This is a genomic window from Streptomyces sp. NBC_00353, assembly GCF_036108815.1.
Classification (GTDB): domain Bacteria; phylum Actinomycetota; class Actinomycetes; order Streptomycetales; family Streptomycetaceae; genus Streptomyces.
Window position 1 is genome coordinate 4575631 of record NZ_CP107985.1, and the last position, 15693, is coordinate 4591323.

General features: G+C 70.8%; 9 protein-coding genes. 3 read left to right on the forward strand and 6 right to left on the reverse strand.

The genetic code is table 11. From position 1 onward, the window contains the following. The first annotated feature begins 209 nt into the window (after window positions 1-209). Complete coding sequence (locus OHA88_RS20545; RefSeq protein WP_326605338.1) at window positions 210-530, forward strand: chorismate mutase; 321 nt, start codon at window positions 210-212, stop codon at window positions 528-530. An 818-nt stretch (window positions 531-1348) separates the two neighbouring features. Next, complete coding sequence (locus OHA88_RS20550; protein WP_328626609.1) at window positions 1349-2368, forward strand: LAETG motif-containing sortase-dependent surface protein; 1020 nt, start codon at window positions 1349-1351, stop codon at window positions 2366-2368. Between the two features lie 77 nt (window positions 2369-2445). On the opposite strand, the gene OHA88_RS20555 is transcribed toward OHA88_RS20550, so the two are convergent. From OHA88_RS20555 to OHA88_RS20575, 5 genes are all read right to left on the reverse strand, one after another. Further along, on the reverse strand, window positions 2446-4281 hold the full coding sequence (locus OHA88_RS20555) for a GMC family oxidoreductase (protein ID WP_328626610.1): 1836 nt from the start codon (window positions 4279-4281) through the stop codon (window positions 2446-2448). 48 nt (window positions 4282-4329) lie between these two features. Further along, window positions 4330-5955, reverse strand: coding sequence for a succinic semialdehyde dehydrogenase (locus OHA88_RS20560; protein ID WP_328626611.1), 1626 nt, complete (start codon window positions 5953-5955; stop codon window positions 4330-4332). Between the two features lie 147 nt (window positions 5956-6102). Next, a complete protein-coding gene (locus OHA88_RS20565; protein WP_328626612.1) occupies window positions 6103-7734 on the reverse strand; it encodes a serine/threonine-protein kinase in 1632 nt (543 codons plus the stop codon). Window positions 7735-7861: 127 nt separating this feature from the next. After that, on the reverse strand, window positions 7862-10570 hold the full coding sequence (locus OHA88_RS20570; protein WP_328626613.1) for a protein kinase: 2709 nt from the start codon (window positions 10568-10570) through the stop codon (window positions 7862-7864). Window positions 10571-10738: 168 nt separating this feature from the next. Further along, the gene (locus tag OHA88_RS20575) at window positions 10739-12736 is read right to left on the reverse strand and encodes a serine/threonine-protein kinase (RefSeq protein WP_328626614.1); all 1998 of its coding nucleotides are present in this window, start codon (window positions 12734-12736) and stop codon (window positions 10739-10741) included. Between the two features lie 119 nt (window positions 12737-12855). Between OHA88_RS20575 and OHA88_RS20580 the strand changes: the two genes are divergently transcribed. Next, a complete protein-coding gene (locus tag OHA88_RS20580) occupies window positions 12856-14013 on the forward strand; it encodes a serine hydrolase domain-containing protein (RefSeq protein WP_328626615.1) in 1158 nt (385 codons plus the stop codon). On the opposite strand, the gene OHA88_RS20585 is transcribed toward OHA88_RS20580, so the two are convergent. Further along, entirely contained in the window at window positions 13962-15668 is a 1707-nt protein-coding gene (locus tag OHA88_RS20585) for a glycerol-3-phosphate dehydrogenase/oxidase (RefSeq protein ID WP_328626616.1), read from the reverse strand. The two genes, OHA88_RS20580 and OHA88_RS20585, sit on opposite strands and share 52 nt — an antisense overlap. Between the last annotated feature and the right edge of the window lie 25 nt (window positions 15669-15693).

Sequence of the window (15693 nt, forward strand, 5' to 3'; positions counted from 1 at the left end):
GGGGCGGGTCCATACTGGCTCCATGCGTCAGCACACGACCTACGTCTTTACCTATGGCACCCGGCCCGCCGGCTGCCATGGTCGTGCTGCTTGAGCCACTGACAAGCAACGTTCCAGGCGCCCCGGGCCGACAGGCCCGGGGCGTTCTGGCATTCCGGGTCCGATCGCTTCGGGGGGCCGCACCCCACCAGGACACCAGGAGTCACGGAATGAACAGCACCGCCGTCGCCGCGAAGAAGCTCACCGGGAAGACCCCCACCGAGGAGACCGGCGCGCACACCGACGAGGCCGCCGCCCTGATCGCCGGAGCCCGCGAGCGCATCGATTCACTGGACGACCGGATCATCGGGCTCGTCCAGGAACGGATGGCCGTCTCGGCGGTCATCCAGGAGGCCCGGGTCACCTCGGGCGGCCGCCGGGTCAACCTCTCCCGCGAGATGGAGATCCTCGGCCAGTACCGGGATGCGCTCGGCAAGCCCGGCACCTCGCTCGCCATGACGCTGCTGGAGCTGTGCCGCGGCCGCGTGTGAGACCTGTGAGGCCGCCGCACCGGCCACGGGGCTGTACGGGCGTATCTGCGTTCGGGCCGACTCTCACCCGTACGGCGCGTGACCGGGCGCACAGTGACTTCGTTGGTCCCGGTGTCCGTGCCAGCCAGGGGCGGCTTTCGAAGAATCCACGCGTGGCTCCGCTGGAGCGTGTGGCGTACTGCAGGTACGCCGTGGGACCGCGCCCCAGCGTGCGTGACCGGTCGGCAGGGGACAGCAGCCCGGTCACCCCTAGAACGGTCGGCTCCGGGGACGCCCGGAGCCGACCGTATCCGGTCGAAACGGTTATGCGGGGCGCATCCCGTCCAGCACGAAGCAAAGGGTAGATCTCCCGCCATATCGCACCACCCCTGACGTGGGTCGACGCCACTCGTGCGCCCCCGGTACGCCGGGGCGCAGACCCGATGCACCACACCCTGCGGCGCTCCCCCGGTACCGCTTCTCGGCACCGGCGCCGCCCTGACGTAGGCGCTGATCGACAAGGGCCCCATGGACCGGTTCGCGGCCCACGGGGCCCTTGGTCATGCCCTGATCCTTTTCGTGGCTGCCGTTCCTCGAAGGCACAGCGGGGCCGTCGCGTCAGCAGGGCGACGGCGGCGCACCACAGCTACCGGAGGGGCCACAGAGAGGGACGTGACAGGCGTCACATAAGGATTCTGTGAGGATCCGGACAACCATTACCCCGGACCACGGGTCATGCATGCAGAACAACGGCCCCACCCGTGACCCCACCACGCGGAAGGCCCGTCCCTGCATCCGTGCCGCACCCGAAGCGGTACGCCGGACTTCCGAGGTCTTTCATGAAGCTTCGCCGCGCGATGGCGGTGGCCGCAGCCACCGCGGTCATAGCCCCCGCTGCCATCCTGGCCGCCCCGATCGCGTTCGCCGACGACACGGTCCCTGCGACCGAGACGACGTCTGCAGCGCCCACCGAGCCCGCTCAGACCGAGACGCCGTCCGCCGACGTCACCACCACCGCGCCCGCCGAGAGCACCTCCTCCTCGCCCGCCGAGGAGACCGAGGAGCCCGCGGGAGAGACGGGCGACCCCGCCGCGGACGCGTCCTCCACTCCCTCCGGGAGCACCACCCCGTCCGGCACACCGTCCGGCTCCGTGACCCCGTCGGGCACCCCGTCCGAGTCCGAGGACCCGGAGGAGCCGGCGGAGTGCGAGAAGTCCGCCCTGGACATCTCGATCAACGGCCTGCCCGGCAAGATCGCCCGCGGCAGCGGCTGGCACAAGTTCAAGATGAACGTCTACAACTCGTCGAAGACGACCGTGCACGAGATCGACTACTTCGCGGGCGCCTCCTCCGACAAGGCCGGCGACGACCTGTTCAAGTCGAAGCAGGTCAGCCTCCAGGCCCTCGACCCGGAGACCAACACGTGGGAGGACCTCAGCGAGGACGGCCGCGCGGTCGGTTACGTCGGTCAGTCCGACGAGATCCAGGCCGGTTACGAGGTCGACATCCCGCTCCGCATCAATGTGAAGTCGACCGCCCCGGTCGGCGCCGGTTTCACCCTCGGCGCCGGTCTGTACGTCGGCGACAAGGACTGCCTGGGCGTCAGCGACGTCGCGTACAAGTTCCAGATCGTGAAGTCCGGCGGCAGCGGCTCGACGCCGCAGACCGGTGGCTCCGCCCCGGTCCCGTCCGAGTCGCCGGCCTCCAACACGACGGGCAACGTCTCCGGCACGCTCGCCGAGACCGGTTCGTCCTCCGCAGTGCCGATGTTCGCCCTCGCGGGCGGCGCGGCCGTAGTGCTCGGTGCCGGTGCGATGTTCGTCGTGCGGCGCCGCAGGAACGGTGACGCCGCCGCGTAACGGGCGACATCACCGGTAGGCGTGAGGGGCTGCACTCGGAGGGGGGTGCAGCCCCTTTCCGCTGCCCTGCTTCTCTCCTACTTGTCCGCGCTCTTCTTCGGCGGGACCGCGGGCAGGCCCAGGAACGGCAGCTTCAGTGCGCCGAAGGCCTCCTTCGGCACCGCCGGCGCCTTCGGTTCGACCGCGGCCAGCCGCTCATACGCCTCGCCCTGCGCCGGACGCGGGTCCGCCTCGCCCTTGTTGGGCCAGAACGACATGGCCCGCTCCGCCTGCGCGGTGATGGTCAGCGACGGGTTGACGCCGAGGTTCGCGGAGACCGCCGAGCCGTCGACGACCGAGACGCCCGGGTGCCCGTACAGCCGGTGGTACGGGTCGATGACCCCCTCGTCGGCGCTCGCACCGATCGGGCAGCCACCGAGGAAGTGCGCGGTGAGCGGGGTGCCCATGAGTTCCCCGACGTTCGACCCGGCGAACCCGTTGATCTCCTCGGCGAGCAGCGAGGCGCTGCGCGTGGCCTCCTCGATCTGGGTCGGGTTCGGAGCGCCGTGCCCCTGGCGGGCGGTGAGCAGGCCCTTTCCGATGCCGCCCGGCTTGCGGTACGTCGTCAGGGAGTTGTCCAGCGACTGCATGACGAGCCCGATGATGGTCCGCTCCGACCAGCGCCGGTTGGAGAGCGACCGCACGGCGAGGGCCGGATGCCTGGCCATGTTGCCGAGCCAGCCCAGCACCCGGCGGCCGCCGTACGGCACCTGCAGGATCGACATCGCACCCATGGCGTTGGAGCCCTTGCCGTAACGGACCGGCTCGATGTGGGTGTTCTCGTCGGGGTGGATCGACGAGGTGATGGCGACGCCCTGGGTGAAGTCGGCCTTCGCGGTGCCGTGCTTCCTCCGGTAGCGGCGGTCGCTGGTCTGCGAGCCGACGAGCGCCTCGGAATTGGTACGGGTCAGCTCACCGAGCCGCGACGACAGCCGGGGCAGCAGTCCCTGGTCCCTCATCGTGTGGAGCAGGGTCTGGGTGCCGTACGTGCCCGCCGCGACGACCACCTTGCGGGCGCGCAGCAGCGTCGGCTCGCCCTTCCTGCGGCGGTCCGTCGGGACGGTGGTGACGTGGTAACCGCCCTCCGGGTCGTCCGTGATCGCGACCACGGAGGTCATCGGGTGGATGACCGCTCCGGCCTTCTCGGCGAGGTGGAGGTAGTTCTCGTTGAGGGTGTTCTTCGCGCCGTGACGGCAGCCCGTCATGCATTCGCCGCACTCGGTGCAGGCCTTGCGGGCGGGCCCCGCGCCGCCGAAGTACGGGTCGGCGACCGTCTCACCGGGCTTCGCCCTCGCCGTACCGTCGGCGTCCTTGCCGTCGCCGAAGAAGACGCCGACCGGGGCGAGATGGAAGGTGTCGCCGACCCCCATGGCCTGCGCGGTCGCCTTCAGATGGACGTCGGACGGGGTCATCGTCGGATTGAGCCGGACTCCGAGCATCCGCTTGGCCTGGTCGTAGTACGGCGCCAGCTCGTCCTGCCAGTCGGTGATGGAGGCCCACTGCCGGTCCTCGAAGAACGGTGCCGGGGGTACGTACAGCGTGTTCGCGTAGTTGAGCGAGCCGCCGCCGACACCCGCCCCGGCGAGCACCATCACATTGCCGAGCAGATGCACGCGCTGGATGCCGAAGAGCCCGAGTGCGGGGGCCCACAGGTAGTTCTTGATGTCCCAGGAGTTCTTGGGGAGGGTGCCGGGGGTGAAGCGGCGGCCCGCCTCCAGGACCCCGACCCGGTACCCCTTCTCGGTCAGCCGCAGGGCCGACACCGCACCGCCGAAGCCCGAGCCGACGACAAGGACGTCGTAGTCGTACGCCGCGTCGTCATCGGTCTCGCCGGCCGGTTCGGCCTGATTCTGGGCAGGGCTGTCCTGGGACATGGCTCTCCTCGGTACGAAAAGGGCAGAAGGTGCCGCGGTGTTACGGGGTCAGCGCAGGCGGAACGCCTTCATCGCCTTCAGGCTGCGGCTCATGAACGCCGCGTACTTCTCGTCGTCCATCCCGAAGGACGGGGCGAGCGGGATCAGCCTCTGCTGGGCGACGGTCTGGGCCTCGGTGTACTTGAGGATGCCCTCGGAGCCGTGCCGCCGGCCGAGACCGGAGTCCTTCATGCCGCCCATCGGGGACTGCACGCTGCCGTACGCGGGGGCGTACCCCTCGTTGATGTTGACCGTGCCGGTGCGCAGCCGGGCGGCGACCTGGTGACCGCGCTTGGAGTCCTTGGTCCAGACGCTGGAGTTCAGGCCGTACGGGGTGGCGTTGGCGAGAGCGATGACCTCGTCCTCGTCGGAGAAGCGGTAGATGGAGACGACCGGGCCGAAGGTCTCCTGGGTGCAGACGGCCATCGGCGCCTCGACGCCGTCGAGGATGGTCGGCTCGTAGAACAGCGGACCGATGTCGGGCCGGGCGACACCGCCGGCGACGAGCGTGGCGCCCTTCTCGACGGCCTCCGCGACATGCTGGGTGACGGTCTCCAGCTGGCGCTCGCCGACGAGCGAACCCATGTCGGCGCCGTACGCGAGGGAGTTGCCGAGCCGCATGGCCTTCGTGCGGGTGGCGAACCGCTCCACGAAGTCGTCGGCGACCGACTCGTGGACGTACAGCCGCTCGATGGAGATGCAGAGCTGTCCGGCGGATGAGAAGCAGGCACGGACGGCACCGGCGGCGGCCTTCTCCACATCGGCGTCCTCGAGTACCAGCATGGCGTTCTTGCCGCCGAGCTCCAGCGAGACACCGACCAGGCGGGCGGCGGCGCCCTGGGCGACCTCGCGGCCGGTGCGCGTGGAACCGGTGAACGAGACGTAGTCGGCGTGCTTGACGACCTCGGGCCCGACGACCGGTCCGTCACCGAGGACGACCTGGAACACCTCGGCGGGCAGCCCGGCCTCGATCAGCAGGTCACGGGCCCAGAGCGCGGTCAGCGCGGTCTCCGTGTCGGGCTTCATCACGAGGGCGTTCCCGGAGACGAACGCGGGCAGCGCATCGCCGACGGAGAGCTCGAACGGGTAGTTCCACGGCGCGATCTGGCCGATGACACCACGCGGCTGCCGCAGCTCGGTGACCTTGGTCAGCGTCGGTACGACACCGGTGTGCCGCTTCGGCTTCAGGTACGAGGCCGCCCTGCGCCCGTAGTGCCGGGCGGAGACGGCGACCGCCTGCACCTCCTCGTGGGCGTGCAGCCGGGCCTTGCCGGTCTCCAGCTGGATGAGGTCGAGGACCTCCGCCTGCCGCTCGAGCACGAGGTCGTGGAAGCGGAGGAGGACGGCGGCCCTGGTCCGGACGGGGGTGGCGGCCCAGTCGGGCTGGGCGGCGCGGGCCCGCTCGAAGGCGGTCGCGACGTCCTCGGGCGTGGACTCGGGCAGGTCGGCAAGCTTCTCCCCGGTGAACGGGGTGTGGTTCGCGGTACGGCCGGAGCCGACGACACCTCGGGTCAGCTGGGCGATCACCTCGGGTGTCACCACATCGGCAGCCGTGCGCACACCCGCGGGGGCGGCGGCCACGGGGTTGGTACCGAGGGGGGCGGCAGAGGCCTGCGAATCCGTCGAGTCCGTCATGAGGGCGAGGGTATGTCCAGCCAACCGCTTTGGGTACCCGTCGGTAATAGGTTTTCACACTCCCCACAAACGAGCCAGTGATCACTGGCAACAAAGCCCCTGATCAGGGAGCTACTGCGGTTTGTGGCCGGTGGAATCCCGGCGGTCTCAGCCGGTGCCGGCCGGTGCGCGCCAGCCGCGCAGCATCGTGTCGAACCGGTCCCGGGTGGTGTCCCAGTCGTCGGCCGGACCCGTCATGTACAGCGCATACTCCGGGCCGCCCTCCTCGTCGTAGTACATCTGGTCGATCGCGTGGCGCGGGCCCGGGTGGTCCTTGGACTCGGTCCAGGTGAACTCCCAGAGGGAGCCGGTCCGATCGCGGTAGTCGTTGGAGTGCAGGGTCTTGCGCTCGTACCCGGGCAGCCGCTGGATGAGGCGTGTCTCCATGTTCAGCATGTGCATGTACGAGTTCTCGAAGTCGGGCTCCGGGTCGACGCTGATCCGGATGTAGTGGTTGCCGTCGTCCGGGGTGTAGTCGACGTTCTGCCCGTCCGCCCGGCGCTTCCAGCCGTCCGGTACGAGCAGGCTGAACCCCTCGGGGTCGTCCACCCGGTGCCAGCCGTCGGGCACGACCGCGGTGGACGGTGCGCTCTTCGATGTCTCGGCCGAGGGCCGCGGCGAAGTATTGCTGCCGTGCAGCGAACCGCTCCCGGCGGAGTCCGCCGCCGAGTTGTCGCCGTACTTCATCGCGGCCAGTCCGGCGCCGCCGCCGACCAGTGCCGCGAGGGCGACGACCAGGATCGCCGTACGCCAACGGCCGCGGCTGCGGCGGGTCACCGGAGCCGTGGCGGTGAACTGCGGGACGGCGGCACGTGATTCCGCTCCGGTGCCGTCCGTGCCCATCGAGCGCAGGGCTTCCTCGGACACCCGCTGGGTCGGGACGTAGGCCTGCGCCGCCCGGGGTTCGCGCCCCTCCATCGCCTGCAGCAGCATCCGCTCCGTCTCGGCCGCCGACGGCCGGTCCGCCGGGTCCTTGCGGAGCAGTGCGGTGATCACCGGTGCGAGCGCCCCGGCCCGGGCGGGCGGCGGCGGTTCCTCGGTGACGACGGCCTGCATGGTGGAGATCGGGGACGTACGACGGAACGGCGAACACCCCTCGACCGCTGTGTAGAGCGTGGCACCGAGGGACCAGAGGTCGGACGCGGGGCCGGGGTCGCCGCCCCGTACCCGCTCGGGCGCCAGATAGTCGATGGAACCGACCAGTTCACCGGTCCTGGTGATGGTCGAGTCGCCCTCTATCGCGGCGATCCCGAAGTCGGTGAGCAGCACCTGCCCGTCACGGGCGAGGAGTACGTTGCCGGGCTTCACGTCCCGGTGCAGCACACCGGCGCTGTGCGCGGCGCGCAGGGCGCTCAGGACATGGAGGCCGATCCTGGCCGCCTCGCGCGGTGCGATCTCGCCGCTCTCCTTGGCGGCGTCGGCAAGTGACGGCCCGTCGACGTACTGCATGACGATCCAGGGCCGGTTGTCGTACTCGACCACGTCATGGACGGTGACCACGCCGGGGTGGGTGATGCGGGCCGCCGCCCGGGCCTCCTTCTGGGTACGGGCATGCAGCACGACCCGGTCGGCCTCCGCGACGTACAGCCCGGCGGTCAACTCCTTGACGGCTACCGTGCGGTGCAGCACCTCGTCGTGGGCACGCCAAACCTTGCCCATGCCTCCGCGCCCGAGGACTTCACCGAGCCGGTATCTTCCGGCCAGTACCAGCCCCGCGCCCGTTTCCTGTGATCGATCCACTTGTCCCCGCCCCGTTTCCTTCGGCTGCCAGGTTACGGAGGGGAGGTACGGCCACGGAACCTCGCATCGCTCACGAGACCTCACTGTGATGCTTGTCGCCCGGCCGTCCCGTGTTCCTGCCGACGATTCAGGAAGTCACGCGGTAGGAGGCGATGGCCTGTTCGTAGATGGCTGTCACCTTGTCGCGCTCGCTGTCCGGACCGAGCACCTGGAGCACGTGGTAGCGGCCGTCGACGATCATCGCGAGGTTACGGACGTACACCTCGCGCCCGGTGTCGTCCTGCCAGGTGAACTGGCCCTCCGCCATGGCCTGTCGACCGACGTCGATACGGCGCAGCCCCGTCGCCGAGGACCAGCTGGAGTCCCGGAAGGGCTGCAACTCCCGCTCCTTGTCGCGCTGGTAGACCAGCGGATCACCGCCGTGGGCCCGCACGGTGTCGCGCCCCGGCACGACCAGCAGACTGAACCCGTCGCTGCCGTACCGTATCTGCCGGTCCGCGTTGGCGGGGCTGCGCTGCCAGCCCTTCAGCACACCGACCTCGAAGCCCTCCTCGTCCTTGCGCAGGGTGTATCCGGGGGCGAGCGCGACAGCGGAGCGGCTGGTCTGCGGCTTCTGGGTGCCGGGCGACGGCGACGACCGGGGCGGCTGCGACGGCGGCTTCCCGTCGGACGTGCCGGGGGCGCCGGTGTCCGTGGCGGCCGGGGCCGATCCCTTCGAGTCGGATCCGGTGCCGGCCTTGGGCATGAACATCACGGCGTACGCGATGGCCGCGGCCAGGGCCAGCAGAATCAGCACGAGCAGCAGCCGCCCGAGCCGCCGCGGCGCACGGCCGTCACCCTGCTGCGGACGGGGCGGGGTGCGCAACGCCCTGGGCCCCTTGGGCTCACGCGGAGCCCTGGGCGCTCTCTCCACCCGTGACCGCTCATACCGGTCGGGCCTCTCCCTCGTCTGGCGGTGGCGGCCGTGCGCCGAGGCACTGCCCAGCCGGCCGCGGCGCTTACGGACCAGCTCGCCCCGGCGGCGTACGACGGGCAGCCGGGTGTCGTCGACGGACGGCAGGGGCACGACATCGAGACCGGCCTCGGGCTCGGGCGCCGACCGTACGAGAGAGCGCAGCCAGCCGCGCAGCTCCTCGAAGTCCGGCCGCTCGGTGGGGTCCTGGCGCAGCAGCGACTCGACGACGGGGCGCAGCGGACCGCACTCCTCGGCGAAGGCGGGCGGCTCGCCGCAGACCATCTGGACGAGCTCGGCCGCGTTCTCCTCGGGGTACGGGGCATGGCCCTGGACGGCTCGGTAGAGCAGGGCGCCGAGCGCCCAGAGGTCGGTGGCCGGGCCGATGGGCGGCGCCAGCTGCCAGTTCTCGTGGACCGGTCCGGCCTGCTCGGGCGCCCAGCGCTCGGTGACGGCACCGACGACGGCGATCCGGGTCTGCCGGGCGCGCTCGGCGGCCAGGGTGGTGGCGGGGCCGCGGTAGGCGGAACTCCCACGGTCACCGGCGACGATGTCGTCCCAGCGGCCGGAGGCGGCCTTCCGCGGTTGCTGATGCCCGCGTTCCGCTGCGGAGGTGGTGCCGTGGCGTCGGGCGTCGGCGCGCAGAGCGTCTTCGTTGGAGCCCCCGGCCGGAACGGGGCGCCCGAAGTCGGCGCCGTCGCCCCAGGTGCCGGTCAGGTGCATCCGCCGGCCGGGCGGCCCCTTCCCACGGTGACCGCCGTTGCCGTCGTCGCCCCCGTCGCTGCCGTACGGGACGCCGTACTCGTTGTCGTCCTCCTCGTCGCCCTCGTCGTCGTACGGGTCGTCGGCGGTGGGGCCCCAGCCGCCCGTCGGCTGCACCCGGCCGGTGTCGGGCCGTCCGGGGCGCTGGACGGGAAGGATGCCGCTCTCCTCCGCTTCCGCCGGCTCACTCGTCCCGGCCTGTCGCCGGTCCTCGCTGACACGTGCGGCGGCGCGCGTGCCCGCCCGGTAGGCAGCGATGGCTCCGGCCCGTGCGGCCCGCAACTCCGCGGCGCTGCCCGCACCGTGAACGTCGGGGTTCGGCGGCCGTCGTACGGCTTCCAGCTCACCGGCGGGGTGGCGCGAGGCCGGCAGCCCGACCGGATCGGCGGACTCGACCGGATCATCGATGGCCTCGCCCGGCCCGGCGATCCCGACCGGCCCGGCGGGCGGCAGCGACGCGGTGGGCGGAACGTACGGACCGGTCGGGCCCGACTCGACCGCGGGCCGCCCGTACGCGTCCTCGTCGTCGGGCTGCGGCGTCGGCACGTACCCGCACAGTGCCTCCTCCGCCGCCCCGGCCGCCAGACCGGTCAGCACGACGCGTCCGTCGTCGCAGATCAGCACCGTACGGACGGTGATGTTCCGGTGGGTCCAGCCGTGCGCGTGCAGCACCCGCAGGGCCATCAGCACATCGGAGCCGATTTCGGCGGCCCGGTACGGATTCAGCGGCCGCTCGGCGAGCAGCGCGGCCAGCGGGCGGGCCGCGACCAGTTCACTCACGATCCAGAGGGACCCGTCCTCGGCGAACACATCGAAGACCTGGTCGAGCCTCGGATGGTCGGGCACCTGGGCGGCGGCCTGCGCGGCCTCGATCGCGCGCCGGACCGCGGGGTCCGTGGACCGGCGCACCGCCCGCCCGGTGGTCCGCCGGGCCGCCGAGGGCAGCCCGTCGGCGTCGAGCACCTCGGCTTCGACGACCTCCGGCAACGGCAGCTGACGCACCAGGACTTCCTGGCCGCTGGCCGTGTCGAACGCCCGGGTCTCGACCAGTTCGTACTCGTCCGAAGGGGGCAGCGGCAGGCGGTAGCGGTCGGCAAGCACCCGACCCGCATAATCGTCCACGACGCCTCCCCAGAGCGCGCTGTCCCCCGGCCACGAACCCCGTACCAACCCGTCAATTGCGGTCACTTACCGTGCAATTGACCTATGCATTCGGCTGCGTACGGTTCTCAAGCTCTCACAATACGTGGCAAGTGCCGGCCGTGCGGCAGGGTCGCCGCAACCCGACGCTCAGTCCTTGGGCTTGAACGTGGCGAAGGCCGTCTCGCGCAGTGTCCGGCACTCCTTGCTGTTCCACTCGCTCGCCTTGCAGCTGATCATGATCGAGTAGCCGTGCGTGTCGTCGGCCCGGAAACCACGGTTCAGTACCCGGATCCGCTGGCCCTGCTGCGTACGCTCGAACTCCCAGTCGGCTACGGTCGGGTAGCCGTTGAACTCGACCTTCCTTATCCCGAGGTGCCGGTAGCCGTCGCTGCTGGCCGCGACCGCGCTCCTCGCGGCGTTCCAGGCGGCAGCGGCATCCTTCCCGGGAGAGCTGTTGTAGTCGATCTGGACGCGCGGGAATCCACCGCCGACGGCGTAGATCTGGCCCGAGTTACTGCCCGCGATCTTGTAGCGCGTGAAGTTCTTGGGCATCGCCATCGTGAAGTGGAACTGCTTGTTGGTGACCGTTCTGTACCCGTCGGGCAACGCGTCGCCGGCCTTCGAACTCCCGGTCCCGGAGTCGTCCGACCCCTTGCCCGAGTCGTCGTCCTTGTCCTTGCCCTTGCCCTCGCCCTTACCCTCGCCCTGATCGTTGCTCGGTTCCTGGCCCTGGTCCTTGCCGCTTGCGTCGCCCTCGTCCGTGTCGGCGGAGGAGCCGGCCGCCGAGGCGGAGGTGCCGCCCTTGCCGGAACCGCTGCTCCCGCTGCTCTTGTCACCCCCGCCCAGCGTGAGTGCAAGGACCGTGCCGAGCACGGCGAGCGCGACGACGACCGCAATGATCACCAGGGTGCGGCGGGGCACCACGTCCGTGATGGACGCCCGTACCGGCGCGTTCGACGACCCGCCCGGACGCTGCGGGGGTACGCCACCGACGGCGGAGGCCGGCGAAGCCGTGGGCCGGGCCGGAGCCGAAGGAGCGGTCCGCGGCGCAGTCGAAGCGGCAGAAGCGGAAGCAGTGGTCGTCGAGGCGGCAACAGCCACACCCGCACCGGCGCCCGGCGCCGCCTTCGCGTTCCGCACGGAACGCAGCGCGCCGCGCAGGCGGTCACGCGCACCCTCCCCGGCCTCCGCGAGCTTCGAAGCCCCCTTGGTGCGGGGGGCGGCGACGCGGCCGGGCAGCGCCATCACCTGGGTGGAGTCGGCCGGCGGGGGGACCACAGGGGCGGGCTTGTCGGCTGCGTGGATCACATCGTTGAGCAGGGCCCGCGCACCCGCGTCGTCGAGCCGCTGCTCCGGGTCCCTGGCGAGCAGACCGTAGATGACCTCCTCCAGCGGACCCGCGTTCTTCGGCGGGTCGAGCGGCTCGGTCATCACCGCGGTCAGGGTCGCGATGGCCGACCCCTTGTCGTACGGCGGGCAGCCCTCGACGCTCGCGTACAGCAGTCCGCCGAGCGACCACAGGTCGGCGGGTGGTCCGGGCTTGTGCCCGCGGGCGCGTTCCGGCGAGATGTACGAGGGGGCACCGACAAGCATGCCCGTCGAGGTGACGGACGGGTCGCCCTCGACCTGTGCGATGCCGAAGTCGGTCAGGACGACCCGGCCGTCCTCGGAGATCAGCACGTTGGACGGCTTCACATCGCGGTGCAGAATGCCCTCGCGGTGCGCCAGACGCAGCACGTCAAGGATGGCCAGGCCGACCTCGGCCGCGCGCTTCGGCGTCAGCACACCGTCCTCGCGCACCACCTCGGCAAGCGACTTGCCCTCGATGAGTTCCATCACGATCCACGGCCGGTCGTCCTCGTCGACCACGTCGTAGACCGTCACCGCACCGTTGTTGCGGATCCTGGCGATCGCCTTCGCCTCGCGCAGTGTGCGAGTGATCAGCCGGCGCTTCTCGTCGTCATCGATGGCCGACGGGAACCGCAGCTCCTTGACCGCCACCGTGCGGCCCAGCGTCTCGTCGACGGCACGCCAGACCGTGCCCATACCGCCCCGGCCCAGCACCTCCCCGAGCCGGTACCTACCCGCAAGGAGACGTCCATCCGTGTCCCGTTGGGGCTCCCGTGCCTGCTCCGCCTCCGACATGCGTCCCCTCTGCGATCAACCCGCCCTGGCAGAGCGTTCATTGTCCCTCACCCCGGGACCGGTCATGGTGCCGGGTCCGTGGTCCGTCATGATGTGGCCGGAGGAAGGGACTCCCCGCCATGCCGATAATCAGGTCGCTGCTCATCACCCCGTTGGTGATAACGCTGCTCGGCCTCGGAACGGCGAGCCTGCCCAGCGAACCACATCTGACTCCCGCAGCCTCCTACCTTCCCCGGCTCGTCGCCCAGGGCGGTGCTCCGACCGCGGCCCTTCTGGCCCATCGGGCCTCCACCGCCCCGTACGACACCTACCGGTCGACAGGCCCCGGCATCCGGCGGCAGGACCGGTTCCGGGCAGGCAGCATCACCAAGACCTTTGTCGCCACGGTCGTCCTCCAACTCGCCCGGGAGGACAGGCTGCAGCTGTCGGACACCGTGGACCGGCATCTGGCAGGACTGGTCCGCGGACACGGCAACGACGGCCGCCGCATCACCCTGCGCGCCCTGCTCACCCACACCAGCGGCCTGTACAACTACACGGCCGACACGGACGCCCACCCCGTCACCGCCACCGACGCCGTCCGTGTGGCCATCGCTCACCGTCCCACGAGCACCACCGGCGGTTTCGCCTACTCCAACACCAATTACGTCCTGCTCGGCCTCGTCGTTCAGCACGTCACCGGACACAGCTACGCCACCGAGATCCGCCGCCGCATCATCAACCCCCTCCATCTCACCGGCACGTCGCTCCCCGGCGCCCGCACCGGGCTCCCCGCACCACACGGCCGCGGCTACTCCCGTGACCCGGCCGACGGCAGCCTCCGCGATGTCACCGTCCTCGACCCGCGCACCGCGGGCGCCGCGGGCGAGCTCATCTCCACACTCGCCGATCTGAACCGCTTCTACGCTGCCCTGCTGGGCGGGCGCCTGCTCCCGCCCGCCCAGCTCCACACCCTGCTGAACACCGGTACGGCGGACGGGATCTATGGCATGGGCATCTATCCGCAGAGGCTCTCCTGCGGTATCACCGTCTGGGGCCATAACGGCCATATAGCGGGCAGTTATGTCCGCACGGCCGCCACCCGCGACGGCCGGCACACCCTGACGTTCCGCATCAACACGGACAGCCTGTCCGATGCGACGCTCGAACCGGCCCTTCTCGACGCCGAATTCTGCCGACCTCACCAGGGGCTGTCCGGCGCGTCACGGCCGGGCCGCGGACCGGCTCAGATCGGCACGATGTCCGGTGCCCCGAGCCGCGCCGCATCCGCCGTCTGATCGTCCGGCTGGCGCTGCGACTCCCGCTCCGCCTGCACCCGCTTCTCGTAGTGCTCCACCTCCCGCTCGATCTGGCTCTTGTTCCACCCCAGCACCGGCCCCATCAGCTCCGCGCAGAGCCTCGCGCTGCGGATGCCCCGGTCGAAGGTCTCGATGGAGATCCGGGTCCGCCGCGTCAGTACGTCGTCGAGATGGCGGGCCCCCTCGTGCGAGGCGGCGTAGACGATCTCGGCCTTCAGGTAGTCGTCCGCCGCGGGCAGCGGCTCGCCGAGCGAAGGGTCGGCGACGATCAGATCGAGGATCTCCTCGGTCATGGATCCGAACCGGTTCAACAGATGCTCCACTCGGGCGACATGGAGCCCGGTGCGGGCCGCTATCCTCGCCCGCGCGTTCCACAGGGCCCGGTATCCTTCCGCGCCCAGCAGCGGGATGTCCTCCGTGACACAGTCCGCCACCCGCTGGTCGAGGCCGTGGACCGCCTCGTCGACGGCGTCCTTCGCCATCACCCGGTACGTCGTGTATTTGCCGCCCGCGACGACCACGAGTCCGGGCAGCGGATGCGCCACCGTGTGCTCGCGCGAGAGCTTGCTGGTCGCGTCCGACTCACCGGCCAGCAGGGGACGCAGCCCGGCGTAGACACCCTGAACGTCATCCCTGGTCAGAGGGGTGGTCAGGACCGAGTTGACATGCTCGAGCAAGTAGTCGATATCGGCGCTGGAAGCCGCCGGATGAGCCTTGTCCAGGTCCCAGTCGGTGTCCGTCGTCCCGACGATCCAGTGGCGCCCCCACGGGATCACGAACAGCACGGACTTCTCGGTGCGCAGGATCAGACCGGTCGAGGAATGGATGCGGTCCTTCGGGACGACCAGGTGAATGCCCTTGGACGCCCGGACATGGAACTGTCCGCGCTCGCCGATCAGCGCCTGGGTGTCGTCCGTCCACACCCCTGTGGCGTTGACCACCTGCTTGGCCCTGACCTCGTACTCCCCGCCCGCCTCGACGTCCTCCACCCGCGCGCCGACGACCCGCTCGCCCTCCCGCAGGAAGCCGATCACCCGCGCCCGGTTCGCCACGTGCGCGCCGTAGCCGGCGGCCGTGCGCACCAGCGTCGCCACATAGCGGGCGTCGTCCATCTGGGCGTCGTAGTACTGCAACGCTCCGACCAGTGCGTCCTTCTTGAGCGCGGGCGCGACCTGCAGGGCGCGGCGGCGGGAGAGATGCCGGTGCACGGGCAGCCCCCGACCGTGCCCCGACGACACCGACATCGCGTCGTACAGCGCGACACCCGAACCGGCGTAGAGCCGCTCCCAGCCCTTGTGCTGCAGCGGATAGAGGAACGGCACGGGCTTGACCAGGTGCGGGGCCAGCCGCTCCAGCAGCAGCCCACGCTCCTTCAGCGCCTCCCGTACGAGCGCGAAGTCCAGCATCTCCAGATAGCGCAGCCCGCCGTGGATCAGCTTGCTCGACCTGCTCGACGTGCCGGAAGCCCAGTCGCGCGCCTCGACCAGTCCGGTCGAGAGTCCTCTTGTGGCCGCATCCAGCGCCGTCCCGGCGCCGACCACGCCCGCTCCCACGACCAGCACGTCCAGTTCGCGCTCGGCCAGCGCGGCGAGCGCCTCGGCACGCTCCGCGGGTCCCAGTGTCGCTGTCCTCACTGCTGCCTCCCGGTAGATCGGGGTG

Bases quoted from the DNA above. Each gene is read 5' to 3' on its own strand.
- OHA88_RS20580 (WP_328626615.1), top strand. From the start codon at position 12,856: ATGCCGATAATCAGGTCGCTGCTCATCACCCCGTTGGTGATAACGCTG.
- OHA88_RS20545 (WP_326605338.1), top strand. From the start codon at position 210: ATGAACAGCACCGCCGTCGCCGCGAAGAAGCTCACCGGGAAGACCCCC.
- OHA88_RS20550 (WP_328626609.1), top strand. From the start codon at position 1,349: ATGAAGCTTCGCCGCGCGATGGCGGTGGCCGCAGCCACCGCGGTCATA.
- OHA88_RS20560 (WP_328626611.1), bottom strand. From the start codon at position 5,955: ATGACGGACTCGACGGATTCGCAGGCCTCTGCCGCCCCCCTCGGTACC.
- OHA88_RS20555 (WP_328626610.1), bottom strand. From the start codon at position 4,281: ATGTCCCAGGACAGCCCTGCCCAGAATCAGGCCGAACCGGCCGGCGAG.
- OHA88_RS20575 (WP_328626614.1), bottom strand. From the start codon at position 12,736: ATGTCGGAGGCGGAGCAGGCACGGGAGCCCCAACGGGACACGGATGGA.